This is a genomic window from Mesorhizobium sp. 2RAF45, from assembly GCF_052115225.1.
In the GTDB taxonomy this organism is placed as follows: domain Bacteria; phylum Pseudomonadota; class Alphaproteobacteria; order Rhizobiales; family Rhizobiaceae; genus Mesorhizobium; species Mesorhizobium jarvisii.
This window is the reverse complement of record NZ_JBFRGG010000003.1, coordinates 16052-34980: the sequence shown is the minus strand read 5'-3', so window position 1 is coordinate 34980 and position 18929 is coordinate 16052. Positions and strand designations below refer to the sequence as shown.

Here is an 18929-nt window from a genome sequence, read left to right as displayed (position 1 = left end):
TGGAGTTCATCAATTCTCATTTAAAACCCGTCACCAGACGACGTTGGTCAGTCACAAGTATTATCGGCGAAGATTGCCCGTTTTTTGGTTGACATGGGAGTATCCCCCGACTTCCTTGAATTCTCATCTTCGGTTCGAAGCAACTCAATACTCATCGCAGACGAAGACAATCTAAAGACACTCGGCGTAGTAACTGGTGGCGAAACCGGTACCAATTGGACGGTGCAGGCGCGGGCCAGCATGATTTATGTGCGCGGAGAACGAGATTCGCTCTTTGGTCACCACAAGGTTATGCTTGGCCACACCAAGGGAGCGGGTTTCTTTTTCTGGGCCGTTATCGAAGCTCAAGGCAGGGAGGACGAGCTGACTACACTCGGCCTTGTTGAGATCGTATTGAACGGTGAGGAAAAAAAGATCGATATTTCAAATAGATGTGAGCGGATAGTGAGCGGCATCTATGTGAACGTCTTTGCTAAGATCACACAAGAAGAGGCTCGGGCAATTGCATATTCGACAAGTTTCGGGATCCACATTCGATTTTGGTCGGACTCCCCGATGTTTCTTGGGATAGCCCCAGTGCCGACAGCAGGCGGCGCGGAGCAGTTGCAAACGATCTACAACGTATTCGTCAAAGACGAAGAAACCCTTCCAAAATCGTCATGAGCTTTGCCGCAACCCCCGGGGCGGGACCCGCTGCCTGCGGCAGCTCCCACCCGGACTTGCGCTCGTATCGACCCACCGGGTCGATACGTCCGGCCGTAGGCCGGACCGCTCAATCGCCCATCTTCAGCGCCTGGATAAACGCCTCCTGCGGGATGTCCACCTTGCCGAACTGCCGCATCCGCTTCTTGCCTTCTTTCTGCTTGTCCAGCAGCTTGCGTTTGCGCGAGACGTCGCCGCCGTAGCATTTGGCGGTGACGTCCTTGCGGAGCGCCGAGATGGTTTCGCGGGCGATGACCTTGCCGCCGATGGCGGCCTGGATCGGGATCTTGAACAGATGGTGCGGGATCAGCTCCTTCAGCTTCTCGCACATCTGCCTTCCGCGCTTTTCCGCCGCCGTGCGGTGCACCAGCATGGAGAGCGCGTCGACCGGCTCCTCATTGACCAGGATCGACATCTTCACCAGGTCGCCCTCGCGGTAGTCGGTCAGGTGATAGTCGAACGAGGCGTAGCCCTTGGAGATCGACTTCAGGCGATCATAGAAGTCGAAGACGACTTCGTTGAGCGGCAAATCGTAGGCCAGCATGGCGCGCTTGCCTACATAGGACAGGTCGGCCTGGATGCCGCGCCGGTCCTGGCAGAGCTTTAGAATGCCGCCGAGATAGTCGTCCGGGGTCAGGATGGTGGCGCGAATCCACGGCTCCTCGATGGCCGAGATCTTCACCACGTCGGGCATGTCGGCCGGGTTGTGCAGTTCCTTCACCGAGCCGTCATTGAGGAGCAGCCGGTAGACGACGGATGGCGCGGTGGCGATCAGGTCGAGGTTGAACTCGCGCTCCAGCCGCTCCTGGATGATTTCCAGGTGCAGCAGGCCGAGGAAGCCGCAGCGATAGCCGAAGCCGAGCGCCGCACTGGTTTCCATTTCATAGGAGAAGGACGCGTCGTTGAGGCGCAATTTGCCGACGGCGGCGCGCAAATCCTCGAAATCGGCGGCGTCGACCGGGAACAGGCCGCAGAACACCACCGGCTGCGCCGGCTTGAAGCCGGGCAGCGCATGCGCGGTGGGGCGTTTGTCCTCGGTGATGGTGTCGCCGACGCGGGTGTCGGCGACTTCCTTGATCGAGCCGGTGAAGAAGCCGAACTCGCCGGGGCCGAGCTCGTCGACATTGATGCGGGCGGGCGTGAACACGCCGGTGCGCTCGACCAGGTATTTGGCGCCGGTGCCCATCATGCGGATGGTCTGGCCCTTCTTCAGCACGCCGTCGATGATGCGCACCAGCACGATGACGCCGAGATAGGCGTCGTACCAGCTGTCGACCAGCATGGCCTTCAAGGGCGCTGTCGCATCGCCCTCGCGCGGCGGCGGCAATTGGTGGACGATGGCCTCCAGCACATCGGGAATGCCAAGGCCGGTCTTGGCCGAGATCAGCACGGCGCCGGAAGCGTCGATGCCTATCACCTCCTCGACCTGCTCGCGGATGCGCTCGGGCTCGGCGGCCGGCAGGTCGACCTTGTTCAGCACCACGACGATCTCGTGGTTGTTGTCGATGGCCTGGTAGACATTGGCGAGCGTCTGCGCCTCGACGCCCTGCGAGGCGTCGACGACCAGCAGCGAGCCCTCGCAGGCGGCCAGCGAACGCGACACTTCATAGGCGAAGTCGACATGTCCGGGCGTGTCGATGAGGTTGAGGATATAGTCCTCGCCATTGTTGGCGCGGTATTTCAGCCGCACGGTCTGCGCCTTGATGGTGATGCCGCGCTCGCGCTCGATGTCCATCGAGTCCAGCACCTGCTCCTTCATGTCGCGCAGCTCCAGCCCGCCGGTGGACTGGATCAGGCGGTCGGCGAGCGTGGATTTGCCATGGTCGATATGGGCGACGATGGAGAAATTGCGGATGTGGTCGAGGGGCGTGCTCATGTCGCGCGCTTTAGCAGGGGTGGCTTGCGGCGGCAAGGCTTGCGGCGCAAGGGCGGCGCCTTCGATCACAAAGCGGTGAGCCGCGCCAAATGCCGGCCGCGGCGGCCGCGGATGCTTAAACTTTGATCGATCGCGTTAGACCTTGGTTTGCTGCCGCGTGGTATATGCGGCATCACTAATATCCGCGGGGTAAAAAAATGCTGAAAATTGCAGGCGGGTTCGCCCGCTCGCGCAGCGGCTCGATGATGCCGCTGTTTTTCCTGAGCCTGGTGCCCTTGATCACCGCCGTCGGCTTCTCCGTCGACTACACCAATGCCGTCGAGACCCGCTCCAACATGCAGGAAGCGCTGGATGCCGCGACGCTGGCCATCACCACGCTGCCGCCGAGCACGACGCAGCCGGTCCGCCAGCAAGCGCTGCAGGACAATTTCACCGCCAACAACGGCCAGGGCACCACGACGCTGGTGAGCTTCAACGTCGCCGCCGACGGCACCGTCACCGCGCAGACCTCGGCCAGCTTTGCCATGCCGACCAATTTCATGACCATCGCCCGGATCAACACCGTGCCGGTCGCCGTCGCCTCGGGTGTCAACAAGGCGCCCGGCCTGGTGCAGGCGACGTTCAAGATCGACAAGGTGTCAGGCTACTGGAACAAGACCATGACGCTTTACGGCACGGCCTTCAGCGCGACGACGTCGCAAAAGCTGATGACCGCCAGCTATGTCTACTCGCCCTACACCTATTCATACAAGGTGAACGGCAAGTCCTATTCCATGACGGAACCGAAGGGTTACGGCACGACGACGATCTCGCTTGTCAATGGTTCGACATCGACGATAGTCCAGACGCAGACATGCTCGACCATCGGTGCGACGGCCGCTTTCACCAGCCCGCCGTCGGGCGCGATCCTGAGCGCCGGGCAGTACGACAGCAACAGCGGCAAGACGGTCTATTTCCAGACCACATGCGTCACCACCAACGTGCCGGCCACCGGGGCCGGCGCCGCCGTCGACGTCAGCCAGATGGGCCAGCTTTACCTGCAGATGGATGTCACGACCGGCAACAAGGCAACGTTCAAATCGAACGACGCCACCACCTCCGACCACCTCTATCTGGGCACCACACCCACGCCCTTGACCGAGGTCGCCGCGGGCAAGCTCATCGACATCTTCAGCGTCGTGCCTTGCTCGCAGACCAGCTACCAGGCCTGGGAAGACGGCGGTACAACCCTTCCCGCGGATTATACCAATGCCGACTTCGTCTACAACATCTCCGGCAAGTGCGACTTCAACCAACGCCCGTCGCTGACGGCGCTGACGCAGTGAGGGGCGCTGCTGATCTTCCTTCTCCTCTTGTGGGAGAAGGAAGGGCGGGCGAGGCCAGTGACTCGGCCTCGGGCGGTGGATCGCCGCGCAGCGGCGAGACGGATGGTTGGACGGAGCGCTGGGTCTGGCTAATCTGGCGCCATGCCGCATCAACCCGTTACCTCAGCCAAACGTAGATTTGCTCGCTCGCTCCGGCGCGAGATGACGGAAGCGGAAGGCAAGCTCTGGCAGGAGCTGCGCGACCGCAGGCTCGACCGGATAAAATTCCGCCGCCAGGCGCCTATCGGAAAATACGTCGCCGATTTCGTTTGTCCCGAAGCTCGACTGATCATCGAGATCGACGGCAGCCAGCATGCGGAGTCGGACACGGACCAGATCCGCAAGACCGAACTCGAGGCCAAGGGCTTTCGGGTTCTGCGTTTCTGGAATGACGATGTCCTGAAAGACCTCAACGCCGTCTGCGACACGATCATCGCCTATGTAAGGGACACCAGTCTGCAACCCTGGCGGTGATGGCGCGCCTTTCCTTCTCCCCTTGCGGGAGAAGGTGGATCGCCGCGTAGCGGCGAGACGGATGAGGGGTGTTCCAGCGGAGTGAGACGTCGGCATTCCCTGGAACACCCCTCATCCGACCTCGCTTCGCGAGGCCACCTTCTCCCACAAGGGGAGAAGGGAAGACCAGGCTCAATGCGCACTCAATCTTGATTGGCACGGTATTGGCGGACAGGGTCGGCGGGGCCTAGCCTGGGGCACGTCAACTCCTGGAGAAGAACCCGATGCCTGATTCCGTGCTGCGTGTGTCCATCCTGCGCTGCGATGCAGCGAAGTTCGCGTCGTTGCGAGAGATGATGGTGGACGCCGAAGCAGAGCTTCGGCCCGGCATCGAGGCACTGCCGGGGCTGCTCGTCTTCTACGCCGGCGCCGACGAGGCGACATCGTCGCTGATCAACACCAGTATGTGGGACACGCTGGAGCACGCCAGGCAACTCGATACGTTCCAGCCCATGCTGGATGCGGGAAAGCGTTTTGTCGCCGAAGGCGCAAGGTTCGAGCGGCCGATCATGCACTACACCTCGCTGTGGCGTTTCGGGCCGCTCGCGTAGGCGGTAGTAGCTCCCCCTTCTCCCCTTGTGGGAGAAGGTGTCGCCGAAGGCGACGGATGAGGGGTGTTCCAGGGAACGCCAACGCCTCACTCCGCTGGAGCATCCCTCATCCGACCTCGCTTCGCGAGGCCACCTTCTCCCGCAAGGGGGAGAAGGAAGAGGCGCTCCAATCACAAACCGGTGAGCGCTGTAACGAAGCGGCAGATGGCGGCGAAATGGGGGAATGACCGGCGCATCTCAGCGCCCCCCACGGAGCCCGCCCTATGCCGAGATCCTCAAAGTTCATTGCCCTGTCCAGCCTGGGGGCGTTGGCGCTCGCAGCCTCGCTCGGTGCCGCCGCCGCGCAGCCGCTCAGCGTCGTCGAGCTGTTCACCAGCCAGGGCTGCTCGTCCTGCCCGCCGGCCAATGCCAATCTGATCAAGGTCAAGGACCAGCCCGGCGTGCTGGCGCTGTCCTTCAACGTCACCTACTGGGATTATCTCGGCTGGAAGGACACTTTTGGAAAGCAGGAATTTACCCAGCGCCAGGTTTCCTACGAGCCGCCGCTCGGCCATGACGGGCCGTTCACGCCGCAGGTGGTGGTCAACGGCCATGCCGATGTCGTCGGCGCAGCACCTGGCGAGATCGAGCAGCTGATTTCCGCGACGGGCAAGACCGGCGGCCCCTCGCTGTCGCTCGAGGGCGGCAAGGTGACGATCGGCGCCGGTGCCGCACCGGGCGGCAAGGCCGATGTCTGGCTGGTGCGCTATGCCAAGGGCGTCGTGCAGGTGCCGGTGGCGCGCGGCGAAAACACCGGCCGCACGCTGCCGCATGCCAATGTCGTGCATGCGCTGGAAAACCTCGGCAGCTGGACCGGCGGCGCCACCGCCTATGCGCTGCCGGCCGCGCCCGGTGGCTTGAGCACCGCCGTGCTGGTGCAATCGCCGGGCGGCGGACCGATCCTGGCCGCCGCCACCAACTGATTTTCTTTCTCTTCGCGCGGGGCCGCATTCAGCGGCAACGCATCACCCGGCCCGCTTGCGCGCCAAAACCCAAGGAGACTCTCAATGACCAAGTACCTGACCCTGCCGGCGCTCGCCTTCGCGCTCTCGGCCGCCGTTTTCGTCGCCGGCGCCCGTGCCGACGACGCGACCAACGCCATGAAGCCCGCCAATGCGATGGCCACCGACGCCATGAAGCCGGCGACGGATGCGATGAAGCCGGCGGATGCCATGAAGCCCGCAACCGACGCGATGAAGCCGGCCGACCCGATGGCCACCAATGCGATGAAGCCCGCAGCGGACGCCATGAAGCCTGACGCCGACGCCATGAAACCGGCGGCGGATGCGATGAAGCCGGCCACCGACGCGATGAAGCCAGCGCAGTAAGCAGGTCAGCTGCCCCTCACCCAGCCTCCGCTTCGCTCGCCTGACCGTTCCGGGGCGAACGGCGCCAACTTTTCTTCTCCCCCTCGGGGAGAAGGTGGCCCGAAGGGCCGGATGAGGGGAAGTGCCGGCGGCGGGAGCCGCCGCACGGCAAATTGAGACCTCTTGGCGGCTCACGTCGTATATATTGGAACAACAACAGGAGATCAGAACATGACCGGTATCGAAAAGACACGGCCGTTCTTTACCCGCGGCGCGCTGGCCGTGCTCGGTTTTGCCGCGGTGGCGGCGGCCGCCCTATGGCAGACCCCGGCGCGCTCGGCCGAGGACGCGGTGGTGATTCCACCGCCGGCAATGGACGAAAAGGCCGCCCCGGGCAGCGAGACGGCGATCTTCGCCGGCGGCTGCTTCTGGGGCGTGCAGGGCGTGTTCCAGCACGTCAAGGGCGTCAGCAAGGCCGTCTCCGGCTATACCGGCGGCGCCAAGGATGACGCCGTCTACGAGACCGTCGGCACCGGCCGCACCGGCCATGCCGAATCCGTCGAGATCACCTACGACCCGTCCAAGGTGACCTACGGCCAGCTGCTGCAGGTCTATTTCTCGGTCGCCCACAATCCGACGCAGCTAAACTACCAGGGACCGGATTCCGGCACCCAGTACCGCTCGACGATCTTCGCCGAGAACGACACGCAAAAGAAGATCGCGCAGAGCTATATCGAGCAGCTCGACAAGGCCAAGCTCTACCCGGCACGAATCGTCACCACGATCGAGACCGGCAAGACCTTCTATCCGGCCGAGAACTACCACCAGGATTTCCTGACGCTGAACCCGACCTATCCCTACATCGTCTACAACGACCTGCCCAAGGTGGCGAACCTGAAGCAGCTGTTCCCGGCGCTGTACAGCGACAAGCCGGTCCTGGTTCTGTCGGCCAGCAATTGAATTCAAAAAGGGGCGCGCATCTTACCTCCAAGGGTGGATACGCGCCCCTTCTATCCAGCCGGTTACATGGCCTTCATCGCGTCGCATGAAACATCAGGGTTCATGTCGGCGAAGGTGCCTGTCGGGTTCTTCTTCCAGGCCCAGACATGCAGCTCGTAGAAAGGCCCCAGGCCATACCGGTTGGGCGCGCTGTTGAAGTTGAACAGCTGTCCTTCCAGCGAGGCCGGACCTTTCGAGGTGATGTATTCGACGGCCACCAGCTTGAGCTTGCCGTCCGCCATCGGCTCGTACATCACGGCCTCCGGCTTAGCGAGGTCGACGGCGTCGTCCTTCAGGTAGGCCGCATTGACGTAGTGAATGCCCATGGCGCCGCCGGTGATGCCGCTGGCGCAAGGGATCGGCGCATAGCCTTCGGCGGTGGCCTTCGCCACATCCTCGAAACGGCTGTCGGCTGCCCGCACCTTCTCATCCAGCCTACCCGTGTCATTGGCATTCGCCGCCGTTGCCGCGATCGACAGGATCGACAGGTTGATGAGGTGCCTGGTCTACACATGAATGTTCATTTTCTCTCCTGGTTTGTTGATTGCGCGCGGGGACAGCCGCCCCCGCCGCGAAGTCGGGTCCGGGCTGGGCGCATCATCTGTCCGACCGGGTGAAGTCCCAGTATTGCGGCAGCTCCACGAGCTCCGGCAAGCCGATGTCGCGTCTCAGATAATCGTCCTGCGGTGGCAATCCGCGCCGGCTCGAACGCCAGGGTGCGAACAGCAAGGCGGCAAGCTGCCGGAAAAGCCGGCCCAGCAACGGGCCTCGTCCGACCGGTCTCGAAGCCGCCGACACCTCGCTGGACGCGTTGTCAGGCAAGCCGCCATCGCCGCGAAGGGCAGTTGGATGCGCATTGCCGCGATCAACGGTAAAAGTAAGGGTCAAGAACTCGCACCTCCGTGATCTTGTCGACCGGAAGCGCGTTTTTCTGGGCAGTGCTGCGGATCGCTTCGGGCGAGGGCGCATCATAGATGCAGAAGCTCTGCTTCTTGTCCGGCGAGACGAAGGATTGCACCCAGGTCACGCCCTTCTCGGCGTTGCGCATGATGACGCCGCCAAGCGCCTCGGCGCCGACATCGTTCATCGGCACGCTGAGGCCATCGGGAAATGTGCGTTCAACCACATAGCGAGGCATATTGGTTTTCCTTTTTCCATGGTTTCACGCTCGATTTGAGCGCGCCAGGACATTGACCACGCTCGCCATGGACGCGCATCGGAGCCTTTCCCTATGTTTTGTGGGAAGATTCCCTATAATGGCGACGTTATGTGTGAGGTTGCACCGAAATGTGTGGAGGGTCACATTGTCGGTGATGGTCCCGGACGCTTCTGGCGGACGTCCAGGGAACCGCCGAAACACAATCCTTTCTGGGCGTATGATGATGCTTCTGGAACGGCAGACACAGCTGGCGCAGCTGGATGAACTTCTCGCAGAGGCCGCGAATGGCCGCGGCCGCGTGGTGGCGCTGTCGGGCGAGGCAGGCGCCGGCAAGTCGGCGCTTGTCGAGGCCTTCGTTGGCGGAGTTGCCGATGGCACGCGCATCTTCCGCAGCGCCTGCGAGGATTTGTCGATCCCCGATCCGCTCGGCCCGCTCTACGATCTTGCCCGCGAGGCGCAATGGGCGATGCCGCAGGCGATCGACGCGCGGCAGGGGCAGAGGTTGCCCCTGTTTTCCGACGCGCTGGGAGTCTTCGAGGCAAGGAGCCAGCCGACGCTCCTGGTCATCGAAGACCTGCACTGGGCCGACGACGCGACGCTGGATTTCGTTCGCTTCCTCGGGCGCCGCATCGCCAACACCCACATCCTGCTCGCCCTGACGGCGCGCACCGACCGCAGTGAAGGGCAGATGCGCGTGCGCCGCGCGCTCGGCGAAATCCCTGCCGGCAACGTCGTGCGCATCGATGTGCCGCTGCTGAGCGAGGCGGCGGTGCTGTTGCTTGCCAATGCCGCCGGCCGTGATGGCGATGCCATCTACCGCGCGACGGCGGGCAATGCCTTCTTCGTCACCGAGCTTTTGTGCGCGGACAATGAGATGACGCCACCCGCCAGCGTGCGCGACGCCGTCGTCGCACGGGCCGAACGGCTGTCGGCCGGCGCCCGCTCGATGCTCGATGCAGTTTCGGTGTTTCCCAGACGCGCCGACGCGTGGGCCTTGCAGGGTCTGTGCGGCGTCGCGGCTGCCGGCCAGCTCGCGGAATGCGTGTCGAACGGCCTGCTCGACGATCTCGGCGACGGCTACGCCTTCCGTCATGAGATCGCGCGCCGCGCCATCGAGATGATGCTGACGACCAGTTCCAGGAGATTGTTCAATCAGCGTGCGCTGTCGGCGCTGCTCGAGAACGGTGGTGTCGCCACAGCGCGCCTCGTCCACCATGCGGTCGAGGCGTACAATCTGCAGGCGGTGCGTGAGTTCGCACCGATTGCGGCGCGGGAGGCCTCCCGTGTCGGCGCCCATCGCGACGCCGCCGGCTATTACGAGGTTGCCCTGCGGCAGGCCGATACCTTGCCTCAAGACGAGCGCGCCGGCCTTTACGAGCAATATGCGTTCGAGTGCCATTTGATCGCTCGCATAGACGAGGCCATCAAGGCGCAGGAACAGGCACGTGTGCTGCAACAGGCGCTTGGCAACAGGCTGAAGGAAGGCGACAGCCTCAGATGGCTGTCGCGCTTCGCCTATCTTCTGGGGGACCGACAGGCAGCCGACATGTTCGGCGCCCAGGCGGTCGCATTGCTGGAAACCGTTCCGGCCAGCGCCGAACTCGCCATGGCCTATTCGAACCTTTCGCAGCTTGCGATGCTGGCCGAAAGGCTGGACGAGACCTTGTCGCTCGGCGCCAGGGCGATCGAACTCGCCGAACGGTTGAACAGGCCGGAAGTCGTTTGCCATGCTCTCAACAATGTCGGCGCCGCCGAGCAGTGGCTGGACCTGAGCAGCAGCAGGCTGCATCTTGCCCGCAGCCTCGAGATCGCGCTGGAGCAGAATTTTCAGGAACATGCCGCGCGCGCCTTCACCAACTGCGCTTGTGGCGAGATGAACCAGTTGGGCTACAGCCAGGCCCAGTCCTTCCTCGATCGCGGCATCGACTATTGCGTCGAGAACGATCTGGCGACCTGGCGCGATTACATGCGTGGCGTGCGGGCCCAGTTGTTGGTGCGCAACGGACGCTGGGATGACGCGGCTGCCGAGGCGCTGGATGTGATTGCCAACGACCGGGCGACGGCGCTGGTGCGCTATCCCGCGCTCGTGGCGCTGTCGCGGCTGAGGGTCCGCCGCGGCGACCCCTCGGCAGAGCCGCTCCTGGCGGAGATGAAGCGGTTTCTGGAGAAGGGCGCCGAACTGCAGCGGCTGTTGCCCTACGCGGCTGTGATGGCCGAACTGGCCTGGCTGGGGGAGGCGGACAAGGACGAGGCGCTGCGGCTGATCGACCTTGCCGAGGGCATGTCGCCGACCCGGGCGGTGTTCGCCGAACTGGCAAGCTGGCGGCAGATGCTGGCGCCCGATGCAGATGCGGGCGACACATCAGGCATGGCCGCGCCCTACCGGATGCTGCTGGCCGGCGACTGGCGGGGAGCGGCCGCGGCGTGGGCCGAACTCGACGCGCCTTACGAACGCGCCCTGGCGCTGGCGCAGGGCGACGAGGCGGCACAGCGGGCGGCGCTGGAGATCCTTGAGGCGCTCGGCGCCCGGCCGGTCGCGAGCCATGTGCGCGACATCATGCGGCGAAACGGCGTCATCGGCATCGCGCGCGGACCGCGCCGCACCACGCGCGCCAACAGCGCCGGCCTGACCCAGCGCCAGATGGAAGTGCTGCAGCTGATCGAGCGGGGTCTCTCCAACAAGCGCATAGCCGAGCATCTCGCCATTTCGCCCAAGACGGTCGATCACCACGTCTCGGCGGTGCTGGGCAAGCTGGATGCCGTCTCACGCGGCCAGGCCTCCGCGTCCGCGCGCGCCAGCGGGCTGATCTGAAGGCGGCAGGCCAGTTTGAACGGCCGGCCCCTCAATCGTAGGTCAGATCCGTCGCCTTGCCGCCGAACACCCGGTAGGCATAGAAGGAATAGAAGATGATGATCGGCAGCACCACCACCGTGCCGACAAGGATGATGGCCAGGCTTTCGGTCGCCGACGCCGCCTGCCATATCGTCAATCTATCGGGCACCACGAACGGGTAGAACGACCAGGCGAGGCCGGCAAAGCCGAGCGCGAAGATGGCGGCCAGCGTCAGGAACGGCGTCAGCGCATGACGGTCGTCGGGCTTCGGCAGATGGAAGGTCTGCCGCCACAGCCACAGGAACAACAGCGCCGACAGGATCGGCAGCGGCGACAGATAGAGAATCTGCGGCCAGACGAACCATTTATCGAAGATGCGCGGGCTGGCGAAGGGTGTCGCCAGCGACACCGCCGCCATGCCGAGCGCCGTCAGCACCAGCGCGGTGCGCAGCCAGCGCACCGCCTTCTTCTGCAGCTCGCCTTCGGTCTTGTAGATCACCCAGGCGGCACCCATCGCCGCGTAGGCGGCGGCCAGGCAGAACGCCACCAGCACGCCGAAGGCCATGCCGCCCAGGCCGACATCGAGGCCGAGCACATAGACGCCCAGCATATAGCCCTGCGCCAGCGAGGCGATGACGGAGCCGAGGAAGAAAATGCGGTTCCAGCGATGCTTCTTGCCGCTCGGCACCTTGGCGCGAAAATCGAAGGCGACGCCGCGCAGGATCAGCCCGACCAAGAGCACGAAGACGGGAATGTAGAGCGCGCTGAGGATGACGCCATGCGCCATCGGGAACGCCACCAGCAGCAGGCCGACGGCCAGCACCAGCCAGGTCTCGTTGGCGTCCCAGAACGGACCGATCGCCGCGATCATCGTGTCCTGTTCGCCGTCCTCGGCCACGGCGAACAGAATGCCGATGCCGAGGTCGAAACCGTCGAGAATGACATAGATCAGGATGGCGAGGCCCATCAGGCCGGCGAAGATGAGGGGGAGAGCGGTGGGCCAGTCGAAGGTCATTTTTCTTACTCCCCAGCCGCCGGCTGCGACATGGCTGCTTTCATGACGCCCGGCAGTGGTGATGAATCGCCATCCTTCGCCGCCTTCAGCGCCAGATGCACCAGCACGCCGAGATAGGCGAGCAGCAGCAGCACGTAGAGGATGAGATAGACGGCGAGCGTCAGCGCGACATGGCTGCCCGCCACCGGGCCGACGGCATCGGCGGTCTTGAGCACGCCGGTGACCAGCCAGGGCTGGCGGCCGATCTCGGTCGTGTACCAGCCGGCCAGCGTCGCCAGCCAGCCCGACAGCGCCATCGGCACCATCAGCATGGCGAGCGGCTTGGGCAGGCTATGCCGGCGCTTGAGGAAGAAGGCGGCCGACCAGGAGACGGCGAGCATCAGAAGGCCGGTGCCGACCATGATGCGAAACCCCCAGAACACCGGGAAGACCGGCGGATGATTGCCGGGATAATCGTTCAGCCCCGGCACGACGCCGTCGGTCGAGTGCCGCAGCACCAGGCTGGCGCCGTCGGGAATGGCGATCTCGAACCGGTTTTCCTTCGCCGCCTCGTCGGGCAGCGCGAACAGCACCAGCGGCACGTTGGGGCCGGTGTTCCAGTTGGCCTCCATGGCGGCGATCTTCTGCGGCTGGTGCTCCAGCGTGTTCAGCCCATGCTGGTCGCCGGCAAAGATCTGGATCGGGATCAGGATCGCGGCGGTGAAGACGCCGGTGCGCAACGCCTTCCACATCGATTCCGAGCGGTCGCCATTGAGATAACGCAGCGCCGACAGGCCCGATACCAGGAACGAAACCGTCAGACCCGATGCCAGCAGCATGTGAACGAGGCGGTAGGGCATGGACGGGTTGAAGACGATGGCCCACCAGTCGACGGCATGCGCCTTGCCGTCAATCATCTCGAAGCCGGCCGGCGTCTGCATCCAGGAATTCAGCGCGATGATCCAGAAGGCCGACAGGGTGGTGCCGCCGGCGACCAGCACCGTGGCCAGCGTGTGGACGCGGTTGGAGACGCGGCGGAAACCGAACAGCATGATGCCGAGGAAGGCCGCCTCTAGGAAGAAGGCGGTGAGGATCTCATAGGCCAGCAGCGGTCCGGCGATGTTGCCGACATGCTCCATATAGCCCGGCCAGTTGGTGCCGAACTGGAAGCTCATGGTGACGCCGGACACCACGCCCATGGCGAAGGACAGCGCGAACACCTTCACCCAGGTGAAATAGGCGCGCATCCAGGCGGAATCGTTGGTCGCGTTGTAGCGCAGCTTGAAGAACAGCAGCACCCAGCCAAGTGCAATGGTGATTGTCGGAAACAGAATATGAAACGAAATATTCGCGCCGAACTGGATGCGCGACAGTATGAGCGGGTCCATGGCGGGCTCCGGCTGCTATTTGCTGGCGGCAGCGTATGCCCGTAATGCGAGTTGGTCAAAGCGGCGTCCTGCCGCGAGGCTGAACGCCACAGGACAATTTTACCGGTTCATGCGGTACATCTCCAGCCGTCCCGACACTGGCTGTCCAGAACTGTCAGCAGCGCCATTGACTTGCGGTTGCACGCGACGACATTCGGCCTATATCAGGGGACCTCTTTCAGGCAGCCGTTTTCAGCCCATGCCCTCCATTCTGTCCATTTCCGGGGTCTCCAAGACCTATGCCACCGGTTTCACCGCGCTCAAGGAAGTCAATCTCGACATCCAGCGCGGCGAGATCTTCGCTTTGCTCGGGCCAAACGGCGCCGGCAAGACGACGCTGATTTCGATCGTCTGCGGCATCGTCAACCGCTCGACCGGCACCGTCACCGTCGACGGTCACGACATCAGCAAGGATTACCGCGCCGCGCGCAGCCTGATCGGCCTGGTGCCGCAGGAACTGACCATCGACGCTTTCGAGAGCGTCTGGGCGACGGTCAACTACAGCCGCGGCCTGTTCGGCAAGCCGGCCAATCCAGGCTTCGTCGAGAAGGTGCTGCGCGACCTGTCGCTGTGGGACAAGAAGGACGCCAAGGCGATCACGCTGTCGGGCGGCATGAAGCGCAGGCTGATGATCGCCAAGGCGCTGTCGCATGAGCCGCGCATCCTGTTCCTCGACGAGCCGACCGCCGGCGTCGATGTCGAGCTGCGCCAGGACATGTGGGAGATGGTGCGCCGGCTGCGCGAGGATGGCGTCACCATCATCCTCACCACCCACTATATCGAGGAAGCCGAAGCGATGGCCGACCGCGTCGGCGTCATCAACCGCGGCGAAATCATCCTGGTCGAGAACAAGGCCGAGCTGATGCACAAGCTCGGCCGCAAGCGGCTGGTGCTGGAGCTGCGCAATCCGCTGACGGCGATCCCGGAAACCTTCTCGCGCTATGCGCTGGAGCTGTCGCCGGATGGCGGGCAATTGACCTACACCTATGACAACCAAGCCGAGCGGCCGGGCGTCGCCTCACTGATCCGCGACCTCGAGGCATCAGGCATCCAGTTCCGCGACATCGACACGCAAAACAGCTCGCTCGAGGAGATCTTCGTCAATCTGGTGAGGAGAGAGCCATGAACCTGCGCGCAGTCTGGGCGATCTACCGGGTCGAGATGGCGCGTGCCTTCCGCACCGTGCTGCAGAGCATCATCTCGCCGGTCATCTCGACATCGCTGTACTTCGTCGTCTTCGGCTCGGCCATCGGCTCGCGCATCACCGAGATCGACGGCATCAGCTACGGCGCCTTCATCGTGCCCGGGCTGATCATGCTGTCGCTCTTGACGCAGTCGATCTCCAACGCCTCCTTCGCCATCTATTTTCCGAAATTCGTCGGCTCGATCTACGAGCTTTTGTCGGCGCCGGTCTCCTATCTGGAGATCGTCATCGCCTATGTCGGCGGCGCGGCGACCAAGTCGATCATCCTCGGCCTGATCATCCTGGCCACCGCCTCGCTGTTCGTGCCGCTGCAGATCGAACATCCCTTCTGGATGATCGCCTTCCTGGTGCTGACGGCGGTGACCTTCAGCCTGTTCGGCTTCATCATCGGCATCTGGGCGAAAAGTTTCGAGCAGCTGCAGCTTGTGCCGCTGCTGATCGTCACGCCGCTGACCTTCCTCGGCGGCAGCTTCTATTCGATCCACATGCTGCCCGGCATCTGGAAGACGATCACGCTGTTCAACCCGGTCGTGTACCTGATCAGCGGTTTCCGCTGGAGCTTTTACGGCAAGGCCGACGTCTCGGTCGGCGTCAGCCTCGGCATGACGCTGGTCTTCCTGGCCGTCTGCATCGCCATCGTCGCCTGGATCTTCAAGACCGGCTACAGGCTGCGGAACTGACGCAGTGCTAAAGTCGTCGTCCTGGGGCAATTCCAGGAAAAGTGTGAGCGGTTTTCCGTCCGGAATTGCTTCAAAACAAAGAGTTGGAGCGATACAGGGAGCGAAGCTCCCTGGAGCTCTCACTGCGACCAATACTGCCAGGCCCAGTAAAAACTTTCGTCGCGCGGCGGCAGGCGGTCGCGGCCGGTTGGGAATTGGACCGACGCCGGCGAGCGCTCCTGGCTCGCCGCCTTGTCGTCGGAGGCAAGGCCGAGCAGCCAGGCGCCGAAATGGGCGAACAGCACGGCGGTGGAATGGGTCATCGTCACTCTCCTGCGCTTGCGGTTGATCATTCCCGTCCCGCCCACGGGACGAGCGCGCGCTCGATCCGGCGGATGGTGAATTCGAGCACGAAGGCGATGGCCGCGATCACCAGAATGCCCATGATCACCACGTCGGTGACCAGGAACTGCGCCGCCGACTGGATCATGAAGCCAAGCCCGCGCGTCGCCGCCACCAGCTCGGCCGCCACCAGTGTCGACCAGCCGGCGCCGAGCGCGATGCGCAGCCCGGTCAGGATCGAGGGCAGGGCGCTCGGCAGGATGACGTGGCGGACCACCTGGCGCGTGGTCGCGCCGAGCGAGCGCGCCGCGTCGATGCGCTCCTGCGAGACGCCGCGAACACCCGATGCGGTCGACAGCGCCACCGGCGCCAGCATGGCGATGGCGATCACCAGGATCTTCGATGGCTCGCCGATGCCGAACCAGATGATGACCAGCGGCAGATAGGCCAGCGGCGGGATCGGCCGCAGGAATTCCAGCAGTGGATCGAAAATGCCGCGCCCGACCGTGCTGATGCCGATGGCAAGACCGACCGGCACGCCGACTAGGATGGCCGCGACGAGTGCTGCAAACACGCGGCCCAGGCTGGCGACAATGTGCTGCAGCAGCGTGGCGTCGACGAAGCCGTCGCGCGCCACGACGATGAATTTGTTCCACACCGCGACCGGCGAGGGCAGGAACACTGGCGACACCAGCTGCAGGCGGGCCGACAGCGCCCACGCCGCCAGCACCAGCAGTATGGTGACCGCGCTGATCATGCGGGCCGAAACCCCTTTGCGTTTCGGGCTGGGCCGCGACCACGGCACCGATAGGCCGTCGGCCTCTTCGGTCCTGTGGCCGGCGCGCTCGGTGTAGGAGGAGATGGTCATGCCGCTTCTCCCTCGAAGATGGCATCGCTCAGTTCGCCGCGCGCCGCGGCGAAGGCCGGGTCGGCCTTGATCGCGCGGATGGCCTCGCCCGCGGCGTAGCGCCTGGAAAAGCCTGGCTCGAAGCTGCGCACCACACGGCCGGGGCCTGGCGCCAGCACGACGATGCGGGTGGCGAGCACCAGCGCCTCCTCTATGCCGTGCGTGACCATCAGCACGCCGGCATGGCTGGCCGTCCAGAGATCGAGCAGCGTCGTCTGCATGCGCTCGCGCGTCAGCGCATCGAGCGCGCCGAGCGGCTCGTCGAGCAGCAGGAATTGCGGCTCGGCGGCGAGCGCGCGGGCAAGGCCGACACGCTGGCGCATGCCGCCGGACAGCTCCCAGATGCGCTTGTCGCCGGCGTCACCGAGCTTGACCAGCGCCAGAAGTTCGTCGGCGCGCCGCGCACGCTCGGCCGGCCGGACACCGCGCAGGCGCAGCGCGAAGGCAACATTTTCGCGCGCGGTCAGCCAGGGAAACAAGGCATCGTTCTGGAACACCACGGCGCGATCCGAACCGGGCGCCGTGATCGGCCGGCCGTTGATCGTGGCATTGCCGCGCGCCGGCGTGACCAGGCCGGCGGCGACATTGAGCAGTGAGGTCTTGCCGCAGCCGGAACGGCCGACAAGGACGACGAAATCATCCCCGGCCACATCGATCGACACACGCTCGACGGCAGGTGCCGGCTGGCCGTCATAGTGGATCGAGATCTTGTCGAGCACGAGATGCGGCATGGAGCCTCTCAGGACGTTCATTGAAACTCGCCTGCCCCGAAAACGCGCCTCGTCCAGCGATTCCGGGGCAGGTACGCGGCGTCAGGGAAGGAGATCCGCGCGCGTTCAGGTGGCGCCAGGCGCTCAGTTCGAGGCCAGCGCCTCGGTGACGTATTTCGATGTCACATATTTCGAATAGTCCGGCAGCACGGCATCGACCTTACCCTGCTCCTTGAGGAAGGCGGAGGCCGCCGCGACCGCCTTGACCGTGCCGCCGCCGAGGAATTTGTCGGAGGCCTGCTCTTTCAAGGTCGGGAAGACATAGCCCTTCAACAGTTCCGGCACCTCTTCCAGCTTGGCGCCGGTGAGCTTGGCGATCTTGCCGGCCTGCGGCGAGGACACCGACCAGGCGTCGGGCTTGGCGAGGTACTCGGCATAGGCCGCACCCGTCACCTTGACGAAGTCGCGCACGGCTTCCGGGTTCTTCTGCGCAAAATCGGTGCGCACGATCCAGGCGTCGAAGGTCGGCGCTCCCCAGGCGGCGACCTGCGAGGAATCCACCACCACCTTGCCCGTCGTCTTGATCTGGCCGAGCGCCGGATCCCAGACATAGGCCGCATCGATGTCGCCGCGGGTGAAGGCGGCGGCGATTTCCGGCGGCCGCAGATTGAGGATCTGGACCGACTTCGGATCGACATTCTCGTGCTTGAGCGCGGCAAGCAGGCTGTAATGCGTGGTCGAGACGAAGGGCACGGCGACCTTCTTGCCGGCGAGGTCGGCGACCTTCTCGATGCCGGCGCCGTTGCGCGCGACCAGCGCTTCGGACGGGCCGATCAGGCCGACGACGAAGATGGTCTGGATCGGCAATTCGCGGCTGGCCGCCGCCGCCAGCGGGCTCGAACCGACATAGCCGATATCGACCGAGCCGGAAGCGACCGCGGCGATGACATCGGCGCCGGAATCGAATTTGCGCCAGTCGATCGCGGCCTTGGTGGCCTTTTCATAGGCGCCATCGGCCTGCGGCAGCTTGGAGGGTTCGACCACCGTCTGGTAACCGATGGTGATCTTCAGGTCATCGGCCAAAGCCGGGCTGAGAAAGGCGGCGCCGGCGAGGGCAGCCGACGACAGAAGTAGAATGCGTCGCGAAATGGTGGACATCAAAGGGCTCCATGAAAACAGAGAAAACCGGATTGCCCTATGATAGTCCGCTAATTCTATCGGCCTTGTAGAGTTAAATCCTTCCAACGAAGGTGGGTTTGTTGGAAAAAATCCGCCGAAGAGAGGGCGCCGAGACGGAAAGGTCGGCTGCAATTGCCGTCATCGCCCCTCCATATGAACGGGAA

At 64.1% G+C, this 18929-nt stretch carries 20 protein-coding genes; 10 read left to right on the top strand and 10 right to left on the bottom strand.

Features of this window, described 5'->3' with window-relative positions; all coding sequences use genetic code 11:
- Nucleotides 1-93 precede the first annotated feature (93 nt).
- Entirely contained in the window at nucleotides 94-663 is a 570-nt protein-coding gene (locus tag AB4Z43_RS09565) for a hypothetical protein (protein ID WP_441937136.1), read from the top strand.
- A gap of 109 nt (nucleotides 664-772) precedes the next feature.
- Here the strand turns inward: AB4Z43_RS09565 and lepA are convergent, their stop codons facing one another.
- Entirely contained in the window at nucleotides 773-2578 is a 1806-nt protein-coding gene (gene lepA, locus AB4Z43_RS09560; RefSeq protein WP_441937134.1) for a translation elongation factor 4, read from the bottom strand.
- 197 nt (nucleotides 2579-2775) lie between these two features.
- Here lepA and AB4Z43_RS09555 point away from each other — a divergent pair, with 197 nt between their 5' ends.
- The 6 genes from AB4Z43_RS09555 to msrA all read left to right on the top strand — a co-directional run bounded on the left by AB4Z43_RS09555 (nucleotide 2776) and on the right by msrA (nucleotide 7312).
- Nucleotides 2776-3903, top strand: coding sequence for a TadE/TadG family type IV pilus assembly protein (locus AB4Z43_RS09555; RefSeq protein ID WP_441937132.1), 1128 nt, complete (start codon nucleotides 2776-2778; stop codon nucleotides 3901-3903).
- Between the two features lie 141 nt (nucleotides 3904-4044).
- Nucleotides 4045-4416, top strand: coding sequence for an endonuclease domain-containing protein (locus AB4Z43_RS09550; RefSeq protein WP_441937130.1), 372 nt, complete (start codon nucleotides 4045-4047; stop codon nucleotides 4414-4416).
- Nucleotides 4417-4679: 263 nt separating this feature from the next.
- Nucleotides 4680-5006, top strand: a complete 327-nt coding sequence (locus AB4Z43_RS09545) for a hypothetical protein (RefSeq protein WP_038650869.1) — start codon at nucleotides 4680-4682, stop codon at nucleotides 5004-5006.
- Nucleotides 5007-5269: 263 nt separating this feature from the next.
- Nucleotides 5270-5968, top strand: a complete 699-nt coding sequence (locus tag AB4Z43_RS09540) for a DUF1223 domain-containing protein (RefSeq protein WP_038650867.1) — start codon at nucleotides 5270-5272, stop codon at nucleotides 5966-5968.
- Nucleotides 5969-6052: 84 nt separating this feature from the next.
- Nucleotides 6053-6373 (top strand): hypothetical protein, encoded by a 321-nt coding sequence (locus AB4Z43_RS09535; protein WP_441937128.1) that lies wholly within the window; start codon nucleotides 6053-6055, stop codon nucleotides 6371-6373.
- Nucleotides 6374-6583: 210 nt separating this feature from the next.
- Nucleotides 6584-7312, top strand: a complete 729-nt coding sequence (msrA, locus tag AB4Z43_RS09530; protein ID WP_441937127.1) for a peptide-methionine (S)-S-oxide reductase MsrA — start codon at nucleotides 6584-6586, stop codon at nucleotides 7310-7312.
- Between the two features lie 62 nt (nucleotides 7313-7374).
- On the opposite strand, the gene AB4Z43_RS09525 is transcribed toward msrA, so the two are convergent.
- The 3 genes from AB4Z43_RS09525 to AB4Z43_RS09515 all read right to left on the bottom strand — a co-directional run bounded on the left by AB4Z43_RS09525 (nucleotide 7375) and on the right by AB4Z43_RS09515 (nucleotide 8489).
- Entirely contained in the window at nucleotides 7375-7845 is a 471-nt protein-coding gene (locus AB4Z43_RS09525) for a hypothetical protein (protein ID WP_441937744.1), read from the bottom strand.
- 103 nt (nucleotides 7846-7948) lie between these two features.
- Nucleotides 7949-8239, bottom strand: a complete 291-nt coding sequence (locus AB4Z43_RS09520; protein ID WP_441937126.1) for a hypothetical protein — start codon at nucleotides 8237-8239, stop codon at nucleotides 7949-7951.
- Nucleotides 8217-8489 (bottom strand): DUF4242 domain-containing protein, encoded by a 273-nt coding sequence (locus AB4Z43_RS09515; RefSeq protein ID WP_032932362.1) that lies wholly within the window; start codon nucleotides 8487-8489, stop codon nucleotides 8217-8219. The genes AB4Z43_RS09520 and AB4Z43_RS09515 overlap by 23 nt, the downstream gene beginning before the upstream one ends.
- A gap of 244 nt (nucleotides 8490-8733) precedes the next feature.
- On the opposite strand from AB4Z43_RS09515, the gene AB4Z43_RS09510 reads away from it, so the two are divergent.
- A complete protein-coding gene (locus AB4Z43_RS09510) occupies nucleotides 8734-11322 on the top strand; it encodes an ATP-binding protein (protein WP_441937124.1) in 2589 nt (862 codons plus the stop codon).
- A gap of 31 nt (nucleotides 11323-11353) precedes the next feature.
- On the opposite strand, the gene AB4Z43_RS09505 is transcribed toward AB4Z43_RS09510, so the two are convergent.
- Entirely contained in the window at nucleotides 11354-12358 is a 1005-nt protein-coding gene (locus AB4Z43_RS09505) for a cytochrome d ubiquinol oxidase subunit II (protein WP_038650851.1), read from the bottom strand.
- A 5-nt stretch (nucleotides 12359-12363) separates the two neighbouring features.
- Nucleotides 12364-13725, bottom strand: coding sequence for a cytochrome ubiquinol oxidase subunit I (locus tag AB4Z43_RS09500; protein ID WP_441937122.1), 1362 nt, complete (start codon nucleotides 13723-13725; stop codon nucleotides 12364-12366).
- Nucleotides 13726-13963: 238 nt separating this feature from the next.
- Here AB4Z43_RS09500 and AB4Z43_RS09495 point away from each other — a divergent pair, with 238 nt between their 5' ends.
- Nucleotides 13964-14890 carry an ABC transporter ATP-binding protein gene (locus tag AB4Z43_RS09495; protein ID WP_064982255.1) on the top strand — a complete coding sequence of 309 codons (927 nt, stop codon included), beginning with the start codon at nucleotides 13964-13966 and terminating at the stop codon, nucleotides 14888-14890.
- On the top strand, nucleotides 14887-15648 hold the full coding sequence (locus AB4Z43_RS09490) for an ABC transporter permease (RefSeq protein ID WP_019862205.1): 762 nt from the start codon (nucleotides 14887-14889) through the stop codon (nucleotides 15646-15648). The genes AB4Z43_RS09495 and AB4Z43_RS09490 overlap by 4 nt, the downstream gene beginning before the upstream one ends.
- Before the next feature lie 119 nt (nucleotides 15649-15767).
- On the opposite strand, the gene AB4Z43_RS09485 is transcribed toward AB4Z43_RS09490, so the two are convergent.
- The 4 genes from AB4Z43_RS09485 to tauA form a co-directional block, all read right to left on the bottom strand.
- Nucleotides 15768-15950: a hypothetical protein gene (locus AB4Z43_RS09485; RefSeq protein ID WP_064982315.1), complete on the bottom strand. Its 183-nt coding sequence runs from the start codon at nucleotides 15948-15950 to the stop codon at nucleotides 15768-15770.
- A 26-nt stretch (nucleotides 15951-15976) separates the two neighbouring features.
- Nucleotides 15977-16837, bottom strand: coding sequence for an ABC transporter permease subunit (locus AB4Z43_RS09480; RefSeq protein WP_441937119.1), 861 nt, complete (start codon nucleotides 16835-16837; stop codon nucleotides 15977-15979).
- Nucleotides 16834-17607 (bottom strand): taurine ABC transporter ATP-binding protein, encoded by a 774-nt coding sequence (locus AB4Z43_RS09475; RefSeq protein WP_441937742.1) that lies wholly within the window; start codon nucleotides 17605-17607, stop codon nucleotides 16834-16836. The genes AB4Z43_RS09480 and AB4Z43_RS09475 overlap by 4 nt, the downstream gene beginning before the upstream one ends.
- A gap of 123 nt (nucleotides 17608-17730) precedes the next feature.
- Nucleotides 17731-18744 (bottom strand): taurine ABC transporter substrate-binding protein, encoded by a 1014-nt coding sequence (gene tauA, locus AB4Z43_RS09470; RefSeq protein ID WP_441937117.1) that lies wholly within the window; start codon nucleotides 18742-18744, stop codon nucleotides 17731-17733.
- Between the last annotated feature and the right edge of the window lie 185 nt (nucleotides 18745-18929).

Coding starts and splice junctions, on each gene's coding strand:
- AB4Z43_RS09490 (WP_019862205.1), top strand. CDS start 14,887: ATGAACCTGCGCGCAGTCTGGGCGATCTACCGGGTCGAGATGGCGCGT.
- AB4Z43_RS09480 (WP_441937119.1), bottom strand. CDS start 16,837: ATGACCATCTCCTCCTACACCGAGCGCGCCGGCCACAGGACCGAAGAG.
- AB4Z43_RS09515 (WP_032932362.1), bottom strand. CDS start 8,489: ATGCCTCGCTATGTGGTTGAACGCACATTTCCCGATGGCCTCAGCGTG.
- AB4Z43_RS09510 (WP_441937124.1), top strand. CDS start 8,734: ATGCTTCTGGAACGGCAGACACAGCTGGCGCAGCTGGATGAACTTCTC.
- msrA (WP_441937127.1), top strand. CDS start 6,584: ATGACCGGTATCGAAAAGACACGGCCGTTCTTTACCCGCGGCGCGCTG.
- AB4Z43_RS09555 (WP_441937132.1), top strand. CDS start 2,776: ATGCTGAAAATTGCAGGCGGGTTCGCCCGCTCGCGCAGCGGCTCGATG.
- AB4Z43_RS09540 (WP_038650867.1), top strand. CDS start 5,270: ATGCCGAGATCCTCAAAGTTCATTGCCCTGTCCAGCCTGGGGGCGTTG.
- tauA (WP_441937117.1), bottom strand. CDS start 18,744: ATGTCCACCATTTCGCGACGCATTCTACTTCTGTCGTCGGCTGCCCTC.
- AB4Z43_RS09505 (WP_038650851.1), bottom strand. CDS start 12,358: ATGACCTTCGACTGGCCCACCGCTCTCCCCCTCATCTTCGCCGGCCTG.
- AB4Z43_RS09485 (WP_064982315.1), bottom strand. CDS start 15,950: ATGACCCATTCCACCGCCGTGCTGTTCGCCCATTTCGGCGCCTGGCTG.
- AB4Z43_RS09500 (WP_441937122.1), bottom strand. CDS start 13,725: ATGGACCCGCTCATACTGTCGCGCATCCAGTTCGGCGCGAATATTTCG.
- AB4Z43_RS09565 (WP_441937136.1), top strand. CDS start 94: ATGGGAGTATCCCCCGACTTCCTTGAATTCTCATCTTCGGTTCGAAGC.
- AB4Z43_RS09545 (WP_038650869.1), top strand. CDS start 4,680: ATGCCTGATTCCGTGCTGCGTGTGTCCATCCTGCGCTGCGATGCAGCG.
- AB4Z43_RS09550 (WP_441937130.1), top strand. CDS start 4,045: ATGCCGCATCAACCCGTTACCTCAGCCAAACGTAGATTTGCTCGCTCG.
- AB4Z43_RS09475 (WP_441937742.1), bottom strand. CDS start 17,607: ATGCCGCATCTCGTGCTCGACAAGATCTCGATCCACTATGACGGCCAG.
- AB4Z43_RS09535 (WP_441937128.1), top strand. CDS start 6,053: ATGACCAAGTACCTGACCCTGCCGGCGCTCGCCTTCGCGCTCTCGGCC.
- lepA (WP_441937134.1), bottom strand. CDS start 2,578: ATGAGCACGCCCCTCGACCACATCCGCAATTTCTCCATCGTCGCCCAT.
- AB4Z43_RS09495 (WP_064982255.1), top strand. CDS start 13,964: ATGCCCTCCATTCTGTCCATTTCCGGGGTCTCCAAGACCTATGCCACC.